The sequence below is a fragment of the Catenuloplanes indicus genome (assembly GCF_030813715.1).
In the GTDB taxonomy this organism is placed as follows: domain Bacteria; phylum Actinomycetota; class Actinomycetes; order Mycobacteriales; family Micromonosporaceae; genus Catenuloplanes; species Catenuloplanes indicus.
Map to the genome: position 1 here is coordinate 536,488 of NZ_JAUSUZ010000001.1, position 17,091 is coordinate 553,578.

Here is a 17,091-nt window from a genome sequence, read left to right on the forward strand (position 1 = left end):
GCCCGCCCCTGCGGCGGCCGTGTGCTATCGGTCGGTGGTCAGGCGCAGCAGCAGGCAGCCGACACGGCCGTCCCGGTCCACGGCCGTGACCAGCGCTGCCTCGCCGGGCCGGGCCGCGGGCCCGGCCAGCACCTCGGCGATCTGGAACGCGCCGGCCGCGGCCGCGGTGTCGCCGAGCAGGGCGCGGTGCGCGGCGCCGGGCGTGACGTCGCCGTCGCAGATCGCGCGTACGGCGGCACGCTCCTGGTCGCCGAGCGGGCCGGGCGGCGCGCTGACCGAGACCGCGCGGATCTCGGAGGCCTTGACACCGCTGTCGGCCAGCAGCGCGGTGACGCACCGTTCCAGGGCCTCCCGCGCGGTCCCGCCGGGCCGGGTGGCGCCGAAGCGCAGCCCGGCGACCTCGGCCAGCGCGTGCCCGGCGGTCTCCGCCGGCTCCAGCCGGAACACGGCGGCGCCCTCGCCGGCCGGGCCGGGCGTGACGCCGGGTGCGGCTCCGGTGTGCTCGATCCAGGCGCGCTGCGCTGAGTATTCCTCGGCCGCGCCGCACAGCGCCCGCGTGCAGCGACCGGCGCGCAGCAGCCGGGCCGCGTAGCCGAGCGCGAGCAGCCCGGTGAGCGCGCCGCCGGCGATCGTGGTGTTCGGCCCGCGGATGCCGTGCCAGATGGCGCTGGTCCCGGCCGCGCGGTTCATCACCGTGTTCGGGAACCGGGCCGGGTCGACCAGGTACGGCTTGTCGCCGGTCAGCGCGTCCCGGGTGAAGTCCATGATGCTCTGCACGCTGCCGGTGCCGGTGCCGAGCACCAGCGCGGTGTCCGGGCCGGCCGGTTCCGGGCCGAGCAGTTCGCCGACCGCGGTGATCGCGATGGCGGTGACCCGGTCCATCGCACGGGTGCCCTTGCGGCCCAGCCGGCCGACGACGTCGAAGCCGGGGATCACCGCGCCGGTCCGGGCCGGTCCGGGCCAGCTGCCGGGGTCGAGCGCGGCGATCGCGGTCCGGCCGGCGGCGAGCCCGTCGGCGAACGCGGCCGCGCCGACGCCGAACGGTGAGACCGCCGACCATCCGGACAGCACGAGTCGGTACGTCATCGTTCGCTCCTCACTCGCCGTGCCGGGCCCAGGCGTGCCCGGCCGCGTGCAGCTCGCCGCCGTCGACGCCGATGGTGTTGCCGGTGATCCACGAGCCGGGGGCGGCGGTCAGCGCCACGATCGCCTCGGCCACGTCCCGCGGCCGGGTCAGCCGGCCGTGCGGGTTGCTCAGCGCGGCCTCGTCGATGAAGGCGGCGTGTTCCGGGATGCGTTCCAGCGACGGGGTGACCGTGACGCCGGCCCGCAGCGCGTTGACCGCGACGCCGCGCGGTGCCAGCTCCAGCGCGAGCTGCCGCACGTGCGACTCCAGCGCGGACTTGGCCGCGGAGACCGCGCCGTAACTGGGCAGGTGCTGGGTGGTCCCGGAGCTGGTCAACGCGAAGATCTTGGCGCCGTCGCCGAACAGGCCGGCGGCGGCGAGGTCCTGGGTCCAGTGCACGAGGCTGTGCGCCATCACCTCCAGCGTCATGGTCAGCTGCCGGGAGGTGAGCCCGTCCGGGAAGCCCGGCCGGGGCAGGTACGGCACCAGCGTGCCGAAGGCGAGCGAGTGGACCAGCACGCGCAGCCCGCCGTCGCCGGCCAGCTCGGCCAGCCGCGGTACGACCTCGGCACGGGTCCGGTGCGCGGCCGCGTTCGCGTTGACCAGGTCGTGCTTGACGCCGAGGCGGTCGAGCTCGGCGCGCAGCGCGTCGGCCTCGGCCGCCCGGGCCGCGGTGTCGAAGTGCAGGCCGGCGATGTTCAGGCCGGTCTCGGCCAGCGCCACGGCGGTGGCCCGGCCCATGCCGCTGGACACGCCGAGGATCAGGGCCCAGGTCACGGTGTTCCTCCTCTGCTGGGTGCGGCGGTCAGCGCGGCCACGGCCACGTTCCCGGCCGCGGTGGCCGCGACGACGAGATGGTCACCGGCGCCGGTCGCGGCGAGCCGGGTGAGCGTGAGCATCGGGGACAGGCAGCCGGCGCCGGCCGGGACGACGCTGACCGGCGTACCGCCGCCGACCGCCGCGACGACCGCCGCGACGACCGCCTCGCCGACCGGTGAGTCGTCGACGATCACGTACGCGGGTGGGCGGGCGCCGCCGGTGACGTCGTCGATCGCGGCGGTGACCAGCTCGCGCACGGTCGCCGGGTCCGGCGGGACGAACAGCGTCCGGCTCCGGCAGCGGGTGCGCCCGGGACCGGCGGGCGCGGTGGCGGGCTCCAGCAGCAACGCCACCGCCCCCAGCTCCGGTGCCGCCGGCCCGGTGCCCGGCGGCGGTTGTTCCACGGCGCCGGCCAGCAGCACCGTGCATCGCCCGGCGGCGAGCGCGCGGGCGCCGGTGGCCAGCGCCTCGAGCCCGGCCACCAGCGGCGAGGTGAACGTCAGTGCGAAGCCGTGCGTGCGCTGCTCGGTCGCGGGGCGGTTGGCGAGCACGTTCACGGCGAAGAACGGCGCGGTCGCCGGGCTCAGCCCGGCCGCGGAGCCGGACACGACCGCGTCGTCCATGGCGTCCAGCGTGGCGGTGAGCCCGGCGTTGGTGGCCAGGGCCAGGCCGCGGTCCTCGCCGGGCACCTCGTCGAGGCCGCCGCGCCCGGCGACCGCGCGGCGGGTGGCCAGCAGCAGGTACCGGCCGGAGTCGGGCAGGTAGCGGTAGCCGCGCGGGCCGAGCAGCGCGGCCGTGTCGAACCAGTCCGCCGGCGGTGGCCCGGCCGGCGGCGGGGCGGCCTCGGCCGGGTCGGCGGTCCACGGCAGCGCCACGCCGAGCCCGGTCACGGCCAGCTCCGGTGAGCGCGGCACGGTCATGACGCGGTCTCGATCAGCAGCGAGGCGTTGCTGCCGCCGAACGCGTACGCGTTGACCAGCACCCGCCCGTCCGTGAGCGGCCGCTCGCCGCCGGGCAGGTCGACCGGGCAGTCCGGGTCGGGGTGCTCGACCGGCACGTTCGGCGGGATCCGCCCGGCCCGCAGGATCAGCGCGGCGGCGCAGGCGGCCAGCGCGGCCGCGGCACCGCCGGTGTGCCCGAGCAGTGCCTTGACGCTGTAGAGCGGCGGCGGCCCGCCGTCGAAGACGGTGTGCAGCGCCTGGCTCTCCACCAGGTCGTTGTGCCGGGTGCCGGTGCCGTGCGGGATGACGCAGCCGACCGGTGCGGGCGCGGGCCCGAGCGCGGCGCGCATCGCCCGGACGATCTGGGTGCCGGCCGGGTCCGGCGCGGTCGGGTGGAAGGCGTCGCAGCTCCACCCGGACTCGGCGACCCGGCCGTAGGCGGTGGCGCCGCGGGCGCGGGCGTGGTCACCGCGCTCCAGGACCAGCACGCCGGCGCCCTCGCCGAAGACGGTGCCGGCCCGCCGGGCGTCGAACGGCCGGCACCGGACCGGGTCGACCGCGCCGAGCCGGTTGAAGCAGGCCAGTGCCACCCGGGAGTAACCGTCCGCACCACCGGCGAGGACCACGTCGGCCTCGCCGGTGCGGATCAGGTCGGCGGCGATGCCGATGGCGAACCCGCCCGCGGCGCATGCGGCGGCGACGCTGATGTTGGGCCCGTGCGCGCCGAACCGCGCGCCGACGCGCGCCGCGACCGGGAACGGCTGACCGAACGGCCGCGGGCCGGGCAGGTCCCCGGCCCGCTCGACGACGTCGGCGTCCCCCATGCAACTGCCCATGACCACGCCGGTACGCGCGCCGGTGCCGGACAGCCCGGCGTCGCCGACCGCCTCCCGGGCGGCCCGGACCGCCAGCGACGAGGCCCGGCCGAGCCCCGCGTCGTCGTGTCCGGGCACCCGGTAGATCATCGGCAGGTCCATGTGGGCCAGCGGGTCGTCGGCACGGTCCGGCAGGCGCACCTCGGCGGCCGACATCGCGCGCCACAGCCGTGGCGCGCCCGCGCCGCAGGCCGAGACGGCGCCGATCCCGGTCACCAGCACGTCGGTCATGGCCGGGCGCCGGCCCCGGCGCGGCCCCGGCCGGTCACGGACGCGGCACCGCCGCCGAGCGCGTCGCGCATCCGGTCGTCGAACTCGACCAGGTGCCAGTCGCGTCGGTTCTCGATCACCGCGTATCCGTGGGTGATCCGGCCGGTCGCCACCGGTGTCAGCACGCCGTCGCGCAGCACGTAGCAGTCCATCCGCGCGGTGTAGGTGAAGCCCTTGAACACGTTCTCCACCGTGAGGACGGTGTGCACCTCCTCCTCCATCAGCGCCTCGTCCAGCACCGTGATCTGCGAGTGCGGCACCACCGGGATCCAGGACTGCTCGCGCAGCAGCGTGTCGATCGAGATCTTGCGCTCGGCCAGGAACAGGTCGACGACCTCCTCCATCAGCCGCAGGTACCCGGACATCTGCACCCGGCGGGTGAAGTGGCAGTAGAAGTACGGGATCCGCCAGGACCAGGCGACCGCGTTGCGCCCGGCGGTCAGAGCGTCCCGCGGGTCGGTGCCGGCCAGCAGGTCCGGGACCCGCGGCGCCCGGCGGGTGACGCCCGCGAGCCGGTCGGTCACGTAGCCGGCGAGCGCGTCCGGTACCGGTTCGGCGTCCGCGCCGTCGGGGTCCAGGCGCAGCTGGACGAGGACCTTCGCGGCGACGGCGCGCAACCGCTCACCCCGGTCCACGGTGATCTCGACGGCGAACGCCAGCCCGGTCGTGGCCGGGTCGGGCAGCCGGCGCACCTCGGCCACGGCCACGTCGTCGATGTGGAACGCGTGCAGGATGCGGGTGTCCAGGTCGACGAGGTCCACGCACAGCCCGAACCGTTCGTAGAGCGTCCCGGCCGGCATGCCGTGGCGGCGCAGGTGGTCCAGCACGGCCTCCTCGACCAGGTAGTTGACGTGCTTGAAGCCGATCCAGGTGCAGATGTTCGAGCCCTCGTAGCGGGGGCGGACCGGTCGGCGGGTGGTCGCGTCGACGGCCGGCGGGACGATGGTGGCGCTCACGGCAGCTCCAGGGTGGTGTCGAGGAAGGAGTGCACCGCCGCGGCGAATCGCGCGGGCACCTGCATCATGGGGAAGTGGCCGCAGCGGTCGAGGATCTCGGCCCGCCCGTGCGGCAGCGCGGCGGCGAGCGCTCGCGCGTCGTCCGCCGGGGCCGCGACGTCCCGCTCGCCGGTGATCGCCAGGACCGGCACGGCCAGCGACGACACCGGCAGCAGCGGGGTGCGCAGATAGCTGTCGAAGAAGCGCATCCAGCCGTACGCGCCGATCCGCTCCCGGACCCGCAGCGCCATGGCGGCACTGATCTCCGGTTCCAGTGGGTTGCGGGTGGCGGTCCGGATGCCCTCCTCCAGGATCAGGTGGAACCCCTGCTGGTAGTAGGCCATGGTGTCCCAGCCGAAGTCGTGCGTGCTCGGCCGGTAGAACGGCGAGGCCAGCACGGCCGCCCGGGGCAGGTGCGACGGGTGCGCGGCGAGGTGTTCCAGCAGCAGCGTGGCGGCGAACGAGTGGGCGATCACCACGTCGGCCGGCCCGTCGAGGGCGTCCCAGACGCCGCCGAGCCAGTCGGTGGTGAACGAGTGCCACGCCCAGGCCGGGTCGCCCTCGGACTCCCAGGGCAGTTCCGCGGTCCAGAGTTCCCAGTCCGGGTCCGCGCAGCGCACGAAGCAGTCCCACACGTCCGCGGTGCTGGCCAGCCCGTGCAGCAGCAGCATCCGGCCGGTGGGCGTGCCGCGGGCCGGGCGGCGCAGCCGGGCGCCGACGCGCGGGCCGGGCGGCACGGTGCGCTCCAGCGGCGTGAGCGTCATCGGCCCGCCCCGGTCAGCAGCAGGGCCGCGCCCGCGTCCTCGCCACCGGCCGCGCCGAGCCCGGCGGTGGCCAGCACCGAACCGGTACCGCCGCGGCCGAGCCAGGCCACACCGGCCGCGGCCTGCACCACGCCGAGCGCGCCGGAGCAGTGGCCGAGCCGGCCGGCCAGGTCGCGGGCGTCGTGGTGCGGCGGCGCGTCGAACGGCAGCGGCCGCGTGCTCTCCGGCCGCAGCCACAGCCGGGCGCCGTCCGGGGCGACCGCGTGCACGGCGTCGCGTACGTCCCGGCGGCGGGCGTATCCGCCGATCGTGGCGCGGGCGGGCACGCCGTGCGCGGCGGCGCCGTCGGTGGTCCACAGCACCAGGGCCGCCGCACCGTCCAGCATCGGCGTGCCGGCGTGCCGGTCGCCGTGCGCGACGTGCCGGGCCGGGCCGTTCGCGGGTTCCACGCCGACGACCAGGACCGCCCGGGCCCGGCCCGCGGCCAGCAGCATCCGCGCCCAGTGCAGCGCGTCCAGTCCGGAGGTCGGGCCGTTGCACAGCGTCAGGTTCGGGCCCTGCAGCCCCCAGCCGATCGCGACCCAGGACGCGGTGACGTTGGAGGCGGTGCCGGGTAGTTTCATCGGGCTGGTGCCGGTGTAGGTCTCCGCGGCGATCGTGCTGACCGTCTCGCAGACCGTGTCCAGGTTGCCGTAGTTGGTGCTCACCACCACGCCGACCGAGGCGGCCGGCAGCGCGAGGCCGTCGTCGCCGAGCACGCCGCCGTCGCGCAGCGCGGCGCCGGCCGCGACCAGCGCGAGTTTGGTGGCCCGGTCCCGGTAGCGCAGGCCGCGGCCGGTGAGCCGGCGGGCCGGGTCCGCGGCGCCGTCCGGTCGGGCGCCGGCGGCCAGCAGGTCGTCCGCGGTCTCCAGACCGGACACCGCGATCCCGGTTCCGGTGACGACGACGGGGGTCAGGGGCATCTCAGTCCATCCGTTCCACGACCGCGACGGCGTTCAGGCCGCCGAATCCGAACGAGTCGACCTGCGCGATCCGCATCTCCTCGGCGATCGCGGAGCCGCGCACCAGCGGGAACCCGGCGACCTCGTCGATCGGGTCGTCGAGGTGCAGGATCGGCGGTACGAAACCGGCACGCAGCGACTCGATCGCGACCAGCAGGCTGTGCAGGCCGGACGCGCCCGCGGTGTGCCCGGTCATCGACTTGATCGCGGTCATCCGGGGCAGCCGGGGCACGCCGCCGAAGACCTTGCCGATCGCGTGCGCCTCGGCCTCGTCGTTCAGCGCGGTGCCGGTGCCGTGCAGCATGAGCAGGTCCACGTCCTCGGGGCCGACGCGGGCACGCCGGTGCGCCTCGGTGACGGCCGCGGCGATGGTGGCCGCGTCCGGTGCGGACGGGTGCACCGCGTCGCAGTTGACGGCCACGCCCCGCAGCCGGGCGTAGACCCGCCCGCCGGCCGGGCCGTCCTCCTCGCGGCGCAGCACGATCGCGGCCGCGCCCTCGCCCTGGAGCATGCCGCGCCGGGCCCGGTCGAACGGGCGTACCCGGTCCGGCGCCTCCGCGTAGCAGCGGTCGAGCAGCCCGTAGGTGCTCTCCGTGATGGTGTCCACGCCCGCGACCAGCACGGTGTCGGCCGCGCCGGTGGTCAGCAGGTCCACGCCGAGCGCGGCCGCGTAGAGCGAGGCGGAGCAGGCGTTGGCCACCGTGTACGTCTGCGCCGCGCCGAACCGCCGGGCCAGCGCGGTGCCGAAGTGCAGGTCACGTACGTCGAACGGGATGCCGTCGCGCCAGCTCAGCTCCACCGAGCGCAGTTCCCGCAGCGTGGTGCCGATCAGCACCGGCACGTCGGAGAGGTCGTCGCCGAGCCCGGCCTCGGCGGCCGCCTGCGCGACCGCGTGCTCCAGCCAGCGGGTGGCACGCAGCGGCACGTCGCCGCCGGCCGGCCGGTCGTCGATCTCGTACGCGTGCCGGGTCCGGAACCGCCCGCGGTCGAAGCCCTTGATCTCGCCGAGCCCGCTGTGCCCGGCGCAGAGCGAGTCGAAGATCTCCGCGCTGGTCCGGCCGATGCCCGCGATCGCGCCCAGGCCGGTGACCAGGTGCCCGCCGTTCACGCCGGCGCCTCCGCCCGGTCGCGCGGCTCGCCGAGGATCAGCACCGCGTTGTTGCCGCCGAACGCGAGCGCGTTGTTCTGCGCCACCCGCAGCCGGGCCGGGCGGGCCTGGTTCGGCACGCAGTCGAGGTCGCACGCCGGGTCGGTCTGCCGGTGGTTGATGGTCGGCGGGATGAACCCGTCGGCGATCGCGAGCGCGCAGGCCGCGGCGGCGAGCGCGCTGGCCGCGCCCATGGTGTGCCCGATCATCGCCTTGATCGAGATGGTGGGCGGCGGGCGTTCGCCGAAGACCTGGTGGATCGCGCCGGCCTCGACGACGTCGTTGGCCTTGGTGCCGGTGCCGTGCGCGGAGATGAAGTCGACCTCCTCCGGCCGGATGCCGGCGTTGCGGTGCGCGCGGGTGATGCAGTCGGCGAGGCTGTCCCGGTCCGGGGCGACCGGGTGCAGCGCGTCGCAGTTGAGCCCGTATCCGCGGATCTCGGCGTAGACGCGCGCGCCGCGGGCCCGGGCCGACTCCTCGCTCTCCATCACCAGGATCCCGGCGCCCTCGCCGGTGAGGATGCCGCGGCGGTGCAGGTCGAACGGCTGGCAGATCTCCGGTGCGATGGTGCCCAGGCGGTAGAAGCCGGTGAACGTCTTGCGGCACATCGCGTCCGCGCCGCCGCACAGCGCCAGGTCGACGTCGCCGGCTCGGATCGCGTCGAAGCCGTAGCCGACGGCGTAGTTGCCGGCCGCGCACGCGGTGGGGATGGTGACCGCCTCCACGTCGTACAGGCCGAGTTCGCGCACGATGCCGGCGGACAGCTGCCCGGCGCCGGTGCGGCGGGCCACCCGCGGGTCCGCGTCCTCGCCGCGCAGCTGGCCGGCGACCAGGGCGTCGAGGTCGCGGGACTCGCCGTCGGTGGTGCCGATCGAGATCAGGGAGCGGCGGTCCCGGGCCGCGTCGAGGTCGAGGCCGGCGTCCCGCAGGCCCATCCGCGCGGCGGCGACCGCGAACTGCGCGGCCCGGCCCAGCTCGGCCGGGTCGCTCTCGCGCACCCACCGCTCGGGTACGAAGTCGCCGACCTCGCATCCGTTGGCGTAGGCGAACCCGGCGGTGTCGAACGCGGTGATCGGGCTGACCCCGCTGCGGCCGGCGCGCAGTCCCGCGCGGAACTCGTCCACGCCCGTGCCGATGCTGGTGACGATGCCGAGGCCCGTCACGACCACCCGGCGTTGCCGATTGTCCATGCTGTCCACCGTCCTTGAGGGCCGCGCGCGGAGATGCCGGTCCGGTTCAGGCGCGGCGCGCGTCGTCGACGACGGCGTAGACGCCCTCAAGGTTGACCATCCGGCTCAGCTCGGCCTGGTCGATCTCGATGCGCAGCTCCCGCTCGAGGGCCGCGAGGATCTCGATGGCCCGCAGCGAGTCGGCGTCGTGCTCCTCCTTGAAGAGGCTGGTCTCGGTGACCTCGTCCGCGTCGATCTCCAGGACGTCGCAGATGATCTCCTTGATCGTGCTCTTCTGCTGCGCGTCGAGGGTGGTGGGGTTCGCGCTGGTCATGTCGCCTCCGCTGCGATCTCGGCGCGGCGGCGGGCATGCTGCTCGCCCGGTCGCTGCCGATTCCTGTGGTCCGGTGGATCGCAGCGTGCCGGGCGGCGCTATGAGATTCCTATCAGCTCGGCTCAGCGGCGCAGATACGCCAGCACGGCGAGCACCCGGCGGTGGTCGTCGCCGTCCGCGCGGATCTCCAGCTTGGCGAGGATGCTGCCGATGTGCTTGCCGACCGCGGCCTCGGTGACGCTCAGCGCCCGCGCGATGCCGGCGTTGGACCGGCCCTCGGCCATCAGCCCGAGCACCTCCCGCTCGCGCGGGGTGAGCCGGTCGACCGGGTCGCGGTAGCGGCGCATCACCATCCGGACCACGTCCGGGTCGATGACGGTGGTGCCGGCGGCGACCCCGGCGAGCGCGTCCATGAAGTCCCGCACGTCGCCGATGCGGTCCTTGAGCAGGTAGCCGACGCCGCCGTCGCCGGCGGAGTCGAGCAGTTCCATCGCGTAGGTCTGCTCGACGTACTGGCTGAGCACCAGCACGGCCAGGCCGGGGTGGCGCCCGCGCAGCGTGACCGCGGCCCGCAGCCCCTCGTCGGTGAAGGTGGGCGGCATCCGCACGTCCGCGATCACCAGGTCCGGACGGTGCGCCTCGACCTCCGTGATCAGGTCCGCGGCGTTGCCGACGGTGGCGACGACGTCGTGGCCGAACCGGCCGAGCAGGTGCGCCACGCCCATCCGGACGAGCACGCCGTCCTCGGCGATGATCACGCGTAGGGAGCCGTCGGTCGGCAAGGGACCTCCAGTCGGAGCAGCGTCGGCCCGCCGCGCGGGCTGGACAGGATGACGGTGCCGTCCAGCACGGCCAGCCGGTCGGCCAGCCCGGCCAGCCCGGTGCCCGCGCCCGCGTCCGCGCCGCCGACGCCGTCGTCGCGCACCTCGACGACGAGCCGGCCGGCGTCGATCCGGCCGTCCACAGTAGCCGAACCGGCCCCGCTGTGCCGGGCCACGTTCGCCAGTGCCTCGCAGACCGCGAAGTAGGCGGTCGACTCCACCGCGGACGGCAGCCGGTCCGGAAGATCGAAACGGACCTGCACGGGTACGGCGGACCGGTCGGCCACCGCGCCGACCGCGGCCGGCAGCCCGCGGTCGGTGAGCACCTGCGGGTGGATGCCGCGGATCAGCTCGCGGATCTCCTCCAGCGCGAGCCGCGCCTCGTCCCGCGCCTGCGCGACCAGCGCGCCCACCTCGTCCGGCTCGCAGACCTCGGCCAGGCCGAGGGTCATGGACAGTGACAGCAGCCGCTGCTGCGCGCCGTCGTGCAGGTCCCGCTCGATGCGCCGGCGTTCGGCCTCGAACGCGTCGACCAGGCGGGCGCGGGAGCGGGACAGCTCCTGCACCCGCTCGGTCAGCTCGACCTGGGTGCTGCCCAGCAACCGGCGGCTGAGCACCGCGCGGGCCGCGGCCAGGCCGGTCAGCACGTATCCGCCGGGGACGAGCAGGACCAGGCCGGCCACCGCCGTCGCCCACGCGGGTCCCCAGGAGACGATCTGCCACGTCTTGAGGACCTTGACGCCCTCCTCGTCGGCGAACGCGAGCAGCAGCGGGGTGACCAGCAGCGCCAGCGGGACGACCAGGCCGCCGAGCAGCGCGGTGACCTCGACCAGCCACAGCACCAGCGCGCTGAGCATCAGGTGGCCCAGCTCGCGCCAGGTGCCCGGTTCCCGCCACCGGGTCCGCAGCCAGCACCACAGCCCGGGCTCGGCCGGCACCCGGTGCGGGCCGTCGATGGGGGCGCTGTCGACGAGCGGCAGCAGCCGCCGCTCGATCACGGCGGCCGGCACGCCGGCCAGGGTCACACCGCACAGCAGCGGTACGCCGACGAGCAGCACGACGGTGGCGGTGCCGAGCAGGAACAGGCTGAGCACGACGATCAGCCCGATCACGCCGAGCGTGGCGGTGGCCGTCAGGTAGGCGGCGGAGCGCCAGGGCCACGCGGTGAGCAGCAGATCGCGCCGCCGGAGTGCGGCCCAGGCGGTTGGCGTGTGCACCGCATCACCCTATGTCATGGTCCGGGTGAGTCCCAGGGTCCTCGTACCACTACCGGGGGTATGCCTAGCACTACCCCAAGACTCCATCCTGTACCAATGTGCCGGCGGCCCGGATCGCGTTGACTGTGCATCGTGGAATCCGCTGCCCTTCGCACCCCCGCCGTCCGTCTCGCCGCGGTGTCCAAGACATACGGCACCGGCTCCGCCGCCGTACCCGCGCTGCGGGACGTGAGCGTGGAGTTCGCCGCCGGCGCGCTCACCGCGATCATGGGGCCGTCCGGGTCCGGCAAGTCCACGCTGCTCCAGGTGGCGGCCGGGCTGGACCGGGCGGACACCGGCGAGATCGTGGTCGGCGAGGTGGAGCTGTCCCGGCTCAGCGAGACCCGGCTGACGCTGCTGCGCCGTACCCACATCGGGTTCGTCTTCCAGGCGTTCAACCTGCTGCCGGCGCTGACCGCGGAGCAGAACGTGAGCCTGCCGCTGCGCCTGGCCGGGAAGCGGCCGGGACGCGCCGCGGTCCGGGACGTGCTGGCGCGGGTCGGCCTCGCCGACCGGGCCCGGCACCGGCCGGCCGAGATGTCCGGCGGCCAGCAGCAGCGAGTGGCGATCGCCCGCGCGCTGGTCACCCGCCCGGCCGTGCTCTTCGCCGACGAGCCGACCGGCGCGCTGGACAGCGTGACCGGCCGGGAGGTGCTGGTCATGCTGCGTGAGCTGGTCGACCGGGAACGGCAGACGATCATCATGGTCACCCACGACCCGGTCGCCGCGTCGTACGCGGACCGGGTGGTGTTCTTCGCCGACGGCCGGCCCGCCGGTGAACTGCTGCGGCCCACCGCCGAGGCGGTCGCCGCGCGGATGACCGGCAGTGGGGCGCTGGCGTGCTGATCGTGGCACTGCAGACGCTGCGCAGCCGGTGGGCGGGCTTCCTCGGCACGTTCGTCGCGCTCGCGCTCGGCGTCGCACTGCTGACCGCGACCGGTCTGGTGCTGAACGCGACGGTCAGCGCGCCGGCCCGGGCGCCGCAGCGGTACGCGGCGGTGCCGACCGTGGTGACCGGCTACGACCAGCTGCGGGTGGAGACCACCAACGGCGTGGACAGTCAGCCGCTGGGCGTGCCGTCCGGCGTGCCCGCCGAGGTGATCGACGGCGTGCGGCGCCTCGATCCCGGCGCGGTGCTCGACCGCACGTTCTACGCGCAGCTGGTGCGGGACGGGCGGGGCGGCGGCGCGCGCACCGGGCACCCGTGGCCGGCGGCGGCGCTCACGCCGTACCAGCTGGTCGACGGCACCGCGCCGGGTGACGACGGCGAGATCGTGGCCGGCACGGACGCGGGCGTGGCCGTGGGCGCGTCCGTGCCGGTCCTGACCGTCGCCGGCGTCCGCGACTACCGGGTGTCCGGCCTGGTCCGGCCGGTGCCGTTCGAATCGGCGCTGTTCTTCAGCGAGGCGGAGGCCGCGCGGATCTCGCCGCGGGTCGACGCGGTGGCCACCTCGGCCGGCGCGGACGCGGTGACCGGCGTGGTGGGCGCGACCGGCGGGCGGGTGCTGCACGGCGACGGCCGGCGGGAGGCCGACCCGGACCGGGCCGCCGACGCGGAGGCGCTGGTCACGGTGAACGCGATCGTGGGCACCTCGGCCGGCATCGCCGGGTTCGTGGCGATCTTCGTGGTCGCGTCGACGTTCTCGTTCGCGGTGGTGCAGCGGCGGCGGGAGTTCGGGTTGCTGCGGGTGGTCGGGCTGACGCCCGGCCAGGTGCGCCGCATGGTCTACACGGAGGCGCTGGCCGTCGGGCTGGTGGCGGCCGCGGCCGGGGTGTGGCTGGGCCGGGCCGGCGCGGCACCGCTCGGCCGGTGGATGACCGGCCTGGGCCTGGCGCCGCCGTGGTTCACGGTCGGGCCCGCGACCTGGCCGATGATCACGGCGTTCGCGATCGGTGTGCTGGTGGCGCTGGCCGGGGTGGCGGCGGCGTCCGCGCGGGCCGGGCGGGTGCGCCCGGTGGAGGCGCTGCGGGACGCGGCGGTCGAGGGCCGGGCGATGACGCCGGTGCGGTGGCTGGCCGGTCTGCTGTTCCTTTCCGGCGGTCTGTACCTGATGCTGTCCGCCGCGGCCACCGATCCGGAGAGCGTGGTCGGCCGCAAGTGGTACACGACCGTACCGATGCTGCTCCTCGTCGCTTTCGGGCTTCTCGCCCCGGCGCTGGTGCCGCCGGTGGTCCGCCTGGTCGGGCTGCCGTTGCGCGCGATGCGCGGCGCGGGTGCGATGGTGGTCCGGCAGAGCGCGCTGACCGCGGCACGCCGGACCGCGTCCACGGCCGCGCCGGTGATGCTCGCGGTCGGGCTGACCGGGTCGCTGCTGGGCGCGACCGCCACCATCGACGCGGCGAAGGCGACCGAGCGGCGGGAGCGGATCGCCGCGGACTTCGTGGTGCTGCCGCGCGACACGCCGGGGCTCAGCGAGACGGCCGTGGCCCGGGTCCGGGCGGTGCCCGGTGCGGACGTGCTGGCGTCCCGGGCGACCACGCTGTACGTCGTGGAGGGTGGCGAGACGTTGCTGCGGCAGTCCGCCGAGGCGGTCGACCCGGGCGCGCTGGGCCGGGTGGCGCTGCCGCCGGTCGCCGCCGGATCGCTGGCCGGACTCGACGACGGCGCGATCGCGGTGAACGCGGAGTGGGATCGCGCGGTCGGCGACGAGGTGGCGGTGTGGCGGGCGGACGGCAGCGCCGCGACGCTGCGGGTGGTGGCCGTGCTCGACGCCGGCATCTCCGGCGCGGGCGTGTACGTGACCCCGGCCAACGCCCCCGCCGGGCTGACCGGCGCGGTGTACGTCAAGGCCCACCCCGGCACCGACACCGGCGCGCTTCGCCGGGCACTGGCCGCGGCGACCGACGGGCTCGCCGCCTCGGTCACGCCGATGCCGGAGTGGGCGGCCGCCACGGCGGCGAAGAACCGGCAGACCACGGTGCGCGGTCTGCAGGCGGTGCTCGGCGTGACGCTGCTGTACACCGCGATCGCGATCGTGAACACGTTGCTGATGGCGGTGGCCGGCCGGTCACGGGACCTGGCGGTGTTCCGGCTGTCCGGTGCGACGCGAGCGCAGGCGCTGCGCACGATCGCCGGTGAGTCGCTGGTCGTGGTGGCGGTCGGCGTGGCGCTGGCGGCGGGCGCCGCGGCGCTCAACCTGGCCGGCATGTGGCTGTCGGTGGTCCGACTCGTCGGGTTCACGTCGATCGCCGTGCCGTGGGCCGCGGTGGCGGCGGTGGCCGGGATCTGCGCGGTGCTGGCGCTGGTCGCGTCGATCATGCCCGCGTACTTTGCGCTGGTCCGGCGGCGTGCGATTAGCGCCGCGGCGGCCCGGGAGTAAGGAAGCGGGCCGAGGCGCCGGATTCCCCCGGTCCGGCGCCTCCCACTTCCCGCAGTGCTATCACCCATCGTTACCGGGTTGACACGCAGATGAAATCTGCATTAGCTTCCACCACGGCGCACGACGATGGGGGGGAATCGATCATGGCCACGGTGGATAGCTGACGACCAGCACCTCCACAGCTCGTTCACAACATTCACTCAGGTCTTCATCCAGGTGCTCGGCGGACGATGCCGTCCCCGTCCTGAAGACGGCCTGACCTGCTCAGCAGTGCGAACCGCGCCGACCATGACGGGCGGCGCGTCGTCATGCCCGCACACGTGAATGAACAGCGGAAGAGCAGGGCTCATACGCCACGGGGGAAAGATGCAGTTTCGCATTCTTGGACCGGTCGAAGCATGGGACAGAGGAATCGAGATCCCGCTCGGCGGGCATAAACAGAGAACGGTTCTGGCCGCTCTGCTATTGGCTCGCGGTCGCATTCTCTCCGATGATTACCTGAGCGATATCCTCTGGGGCGACAATGCGCCCAGCACCGCTACCGCGCAGATCTACAATTACGTCTCCCGGTTGCGCAAGCAGCTGGAACCCTCGGTGCGGATCATCCGGCAACGCCCCGGATACCTGCTGCGGATGGGCTCGGCGGACTTCGACTACGACACCTTCCGGCGGGTGGCGCAGACCGGGCATCACGCGTTGCGCCGCGGCGAGCACCAGGAGGCCGCCCGGCACCTGCGGGCCGCACTCGCCCTGTGGCGCGGCCGGCCGCTGATGAACGTCACGGACCTGCTCGCCGACGCGGAACTGCCGGCGCTGCAGGAGAGCCGGCTGGCCGCGGCCAAGGACCGCATCGACGCCGACCTCGCGCTCGGGCAGCACGCCGAGCTCGTGCCGGAACTGTCCGCGCTGCTCGCCGAGCACCCGCTCCAGGAGTGCCTGCGCATCCAGCTGATGACCGCGCTGTACCGGGCCGGCCGCCAGGCGGAGGCGCTGGACGTCTACCACGACGGGCGGCTGACCCTGGCCGACAGCCTCGGCGTGGAGCCGAGCCCGGCGCTGTTCGCCACGTACAAGGCGATCCTCGACGGTGACCTGGAGCTCGTGCCGCCACCGGAGCGGGCGCAGGTGACGGTCCGGCCGGTCATCACACCGCGGATGCTGCCGGCCGACATCACCGACTTCACCGCCCGCGACGCCGAGGTGTCGGCGATCCGCGCGTTCCTGGGCAGCCCGCCCTCGGGCAGCCATCCCAGCGTGCTGCTGATCACCGGCCTGCCCGGCGTCGGCAAGTCCGCGATCGGCACGCACGGCGTGCACCGGTGCCGCGACCGGTTCCCGGACGGGGAGCTGCACGCGGATCTGCGCGGTTCCACCGACGCGCCGGTCGATCCCGGCGTCGTCCTCGGCTGGTTCCTGCGAGGGCTCGGCGTGGCACCGGACGACATCCCGGACAGCACGCCGGAGCGGCAGCAGCTCTACCGCAGCCAGCTGGCCGGCCGGCGGCTGGTGGTGGTGCTGGACGACGCGGCCGACTCCGCGCAGGTGCGGCCGCTGCTGCCCGGTGGCGCGACCTGCCGGGTGATCGTGACCAGCAGGTCGTACCCGGGAGTGGTCGAGGCCAGCCGGTCACTGGAGATCCGGCCGTGGAGCACCGAGGCGTCGCTGAGCCTGCTGGCCGACATCATCAGTCACGACCGGGTGGCCCGCCGCCCGCACGCGGCACGCCGGATCGCCGACCTGTGCGCCGGGCTGCCGATGGCGGTGCGCATCCTCGGCGCCCGGCTGGCCGCCAAGCCGCACCTGGCCATCGACAAGCTGGCCCGGCGGGTCGCCTGTGACCCGCTGCGGGAGCTGCGGCTCGGCCCGGTCACCGTGCGCGGCAACCTCGAGGCGATGTACGACCGGCTGGACGAGCCGCACCGACGGGCACTGCGCCGGCTGGCGGCGCAGGAGAGCCCGGCGATCGCGGCGGACACCGCGGCGCACCTGCTCGGCCTGACCGAGCACCGCGCCGAGGAGATCCTGGAGGACCTGATCGACGCGCGGCTGCTCCACACCACCGGCGGCGAGGGGGGCCGGCTGCTGGTCGGCATGCACCCGTTCGTGCGTCAGCTGGCCCGGCACGTGAGCGCGCCGGCCGACCCGGCCCGGCGGGAGACGCCGGTCGCGCGCGCACCCGAACGCGTGCTGCTGCGCCCCGCGCTCGCCTGACCGGCGGCGCGACGCCGCCCGGGTCCGCCACCGGTCCGGGCG

At 75.2% G+C, this 17,091-nt stretch carries 15 protein-coding genes; 3 read left to right on the forward strand and 12 right to left on the reverse strand.

Annotated elements, in window-relative coordinates; all coding sequences use genetic code 11:
• Positions 1 to 24 precede the first annotated feature (24 nt).
• The 12 genes from J2S42_RS02765 to J2S42_RS02820 all read right to left on the reverse strand — a co-directional run bounded on the left by J2S42_RS02765 (position 25) and on the right by J2S42_RS02820 (position 11,479).
• The gene (locus J2S42_RS02765) at positions 25 to 1,086 is read right to left on the reverse strand and encodes a beta-ketoacyl synthase N-terminal-like domain-containing protein (protein ID WP_307234869.1); all 1,062 of its coding nucleotides are present in this window, start codon (positions 1,084 to 1,086) and stop codon (positions 25 to 27) included.
• Positions 1,087 to 1,096: 10 nt separating this feature from the next.
• Complete coding sequence (locus J2S42_RS02770; protein ID WP_307234871.1) at positions 1,097 to 1,903, reverse strand: SDR family oxidoreductase; 807 nt, start codon at positions 1,901 to 1,903, stop codon at positions 1,097 to 1,099.
• Entirely contained in the window at positions 1,900 to 2,865 is a 966-nt protein-coding gene (locus J2S42_RS02775) for a beta-ketoacyl synthase N-terminal-like domain-containing protein (RefSeq protein ID WP_307234873.1), read from the reverse strand. The genes J2S42_RS02770 and J2S42_RS02775 overlap by 4 nt, the downstream gene beginning before the upstream one ends.
• On the reverse strand, positions 2,862 to 3,992 hold the full coding sequence (locus tag J2S42_RS02780; protein ID WP_307234874.1) for a beta-ketoacyl-[acyl-carrier-protein] synthase family protein: 1,131 nt from the start codon (positions 3,990 to 3,992) through the stop codon (positions 2,862 to 2,864). Before J2S42_RS02780 ends, J2S42_RS02775 begins: the two co-directional genes overlap by 4 nt.
• Positions 3,989 to 4,987, reverse strand: coding sequence for a thioesterase family protein (locus tag J2S42_RS02785; protein WP_307234876.1), 999 nt, complete (start codon positions 4,985 to 4,987; stop codon positions 3,989 to 3,991). The genes J2S42_RS02780 and J2S42_RS02785 overlap by 4 nt, the downstream gene beginning before the upstream one ends.
• Complete coding sequence (locus tag J2S42_RS02790; protein WP_307234878.1) at positions 4,984 to 5,790, reverse strand: alpha/beta fold hydrolase; 807 nt, start codon at positions 5,788 to 5,790, stop codon at positions 4,984 to 4,986. The genes J2S42_RS02785 and J2S42_RS02790 overlap by 4 nt, the downstream gene beginning before the upstream one ends.
• Entirely contained in the window at positions 5,787 to 6,752 is a 966-nt protein-coding gene (locus tag J2S42_RS02795; RefSeq protein WP_307234880.1) for a beta-ketoacyl synthase N-terminal-like domain-containing protein, read from the reverse strand. Before J2S42_RS02795 ends, J2S42_RS02790 begins: the two co-directional genes overlap by 4 nt.
• A 1-nt stretch (position 6,753) precedes the next feature.
• Positions 6,754 to 7,899, reverse strand: a complete 1,146-nt coding sequence (locus J2S42_RS02800) for a beta-ketoacyl synthase N-terminal-like domain-containing protein (protein ID WP_307234882.1) — start codon at positions 7,897 to 7,899, stop codon at positions 6,754 to 6,756.
• A complete protein-coding gene (locus tag J2S42_RS02805; protein WP_307234884.1) occupies positions 7,896 to 9,128 on the reverse strand; it encodes a beta-ketoacyl-[acyl-carrier-protein] synthase family protein in 1,233 nt (410 codons plus the stop codon). Before J2S42_RS02805 ends, J2S42_RS02800 begins: the two co-directional genes overlap by 4 nt.
• Positions 9,129 to 9,174: 46 nt before the next feature.
• A complete protein-coding gene (locus J2S42_RS02810) occupies positions 9,175 to 9,441 on the reverse strand; it encodes an acyl carrier protein (RefSeq protein WP_307234886.1) in 267 nt (88 codons plus the stop codon).
• 122 nt (positions 9,442 to 9,563) lie between these two features.
• On the reverse strand, positions 9,564 to 10,166 hold the full coding sequence (locus J2S42_RS02815) for a LuxR C-terminal-related transcriptional regulator (RefSeq protein ID WP_307248601.1): 603 nt from the start codon (positions 10,164 to 10,166) through the stop codon (positions 9,564 to 9,566).
• A gap of 29 nt (positions 10,167 to 10,195) precedes the next feature.
• Positions 10,196 to 11,479, reverse strand: coding sequence for a sensor histidine kinase (locus J2S42_RS02820; protein WP_307234888.1), 1,284 nt, complete (start codon positions 11,477 to 11,479; stop codon positions 10,196 to 10,198).
• Between the two features lie 177 nt (positions 11,480 to 11,656).
• Between J2S42_RS02820 and J2S42_RS02825 the strand changes: the two genes are divergently transcribed.
• The 3 genes from J2S42_RS02825 to J2S42_RS02835 all read left to right on the forward strand — a co-directional run bounded on the left by J2S42_RS02825 (position 11,657) and on the right by J2S42_RS02835 (position 17,049).
• Positions 11,657 to 12,364: an ABC transporter ATP-binding protein gene (locus J2S42_RS02825; protein WP_307234890.1), complete on the forward strand. Its 708-nt coding sequence runs from the start codon at positions 11,657 to 11,659 to the stop codon at positions 12,362 to 12,364.
• Positions 12,358 to 14,838 carry an ABC transporter permease gene (locus tag J2S42_RS02830; protein WP_307234892.1) on the forward strand — a complete coding sequence of 827 codons (2,481 nt, stop codon included), beginning with the start codon at positions 12,358 to 12,360 and terminating at the stop codon, positions 14,836 to 14,838. The genes J2S42_RS02825 and J2S42_RS02830 overlap by 7 nt, the downstream gene beginning before the upstream one ends.
• Positions 14,839 to 15,204: 366 nt before the next feature.
• Complete coding sequence (locus J2S42_RS02835; protein WP_307234894.1) at positions 15,205 to 17,049, forward strand: AfsR/SARP family transcriptional regulator; 1,845 nt, start codon at positions 15,205 to 15,207, stop codon at positions 17,047 to 17,049.
• Positions 17,050 to 17,091: the final 42 nt, after the last annotated feature.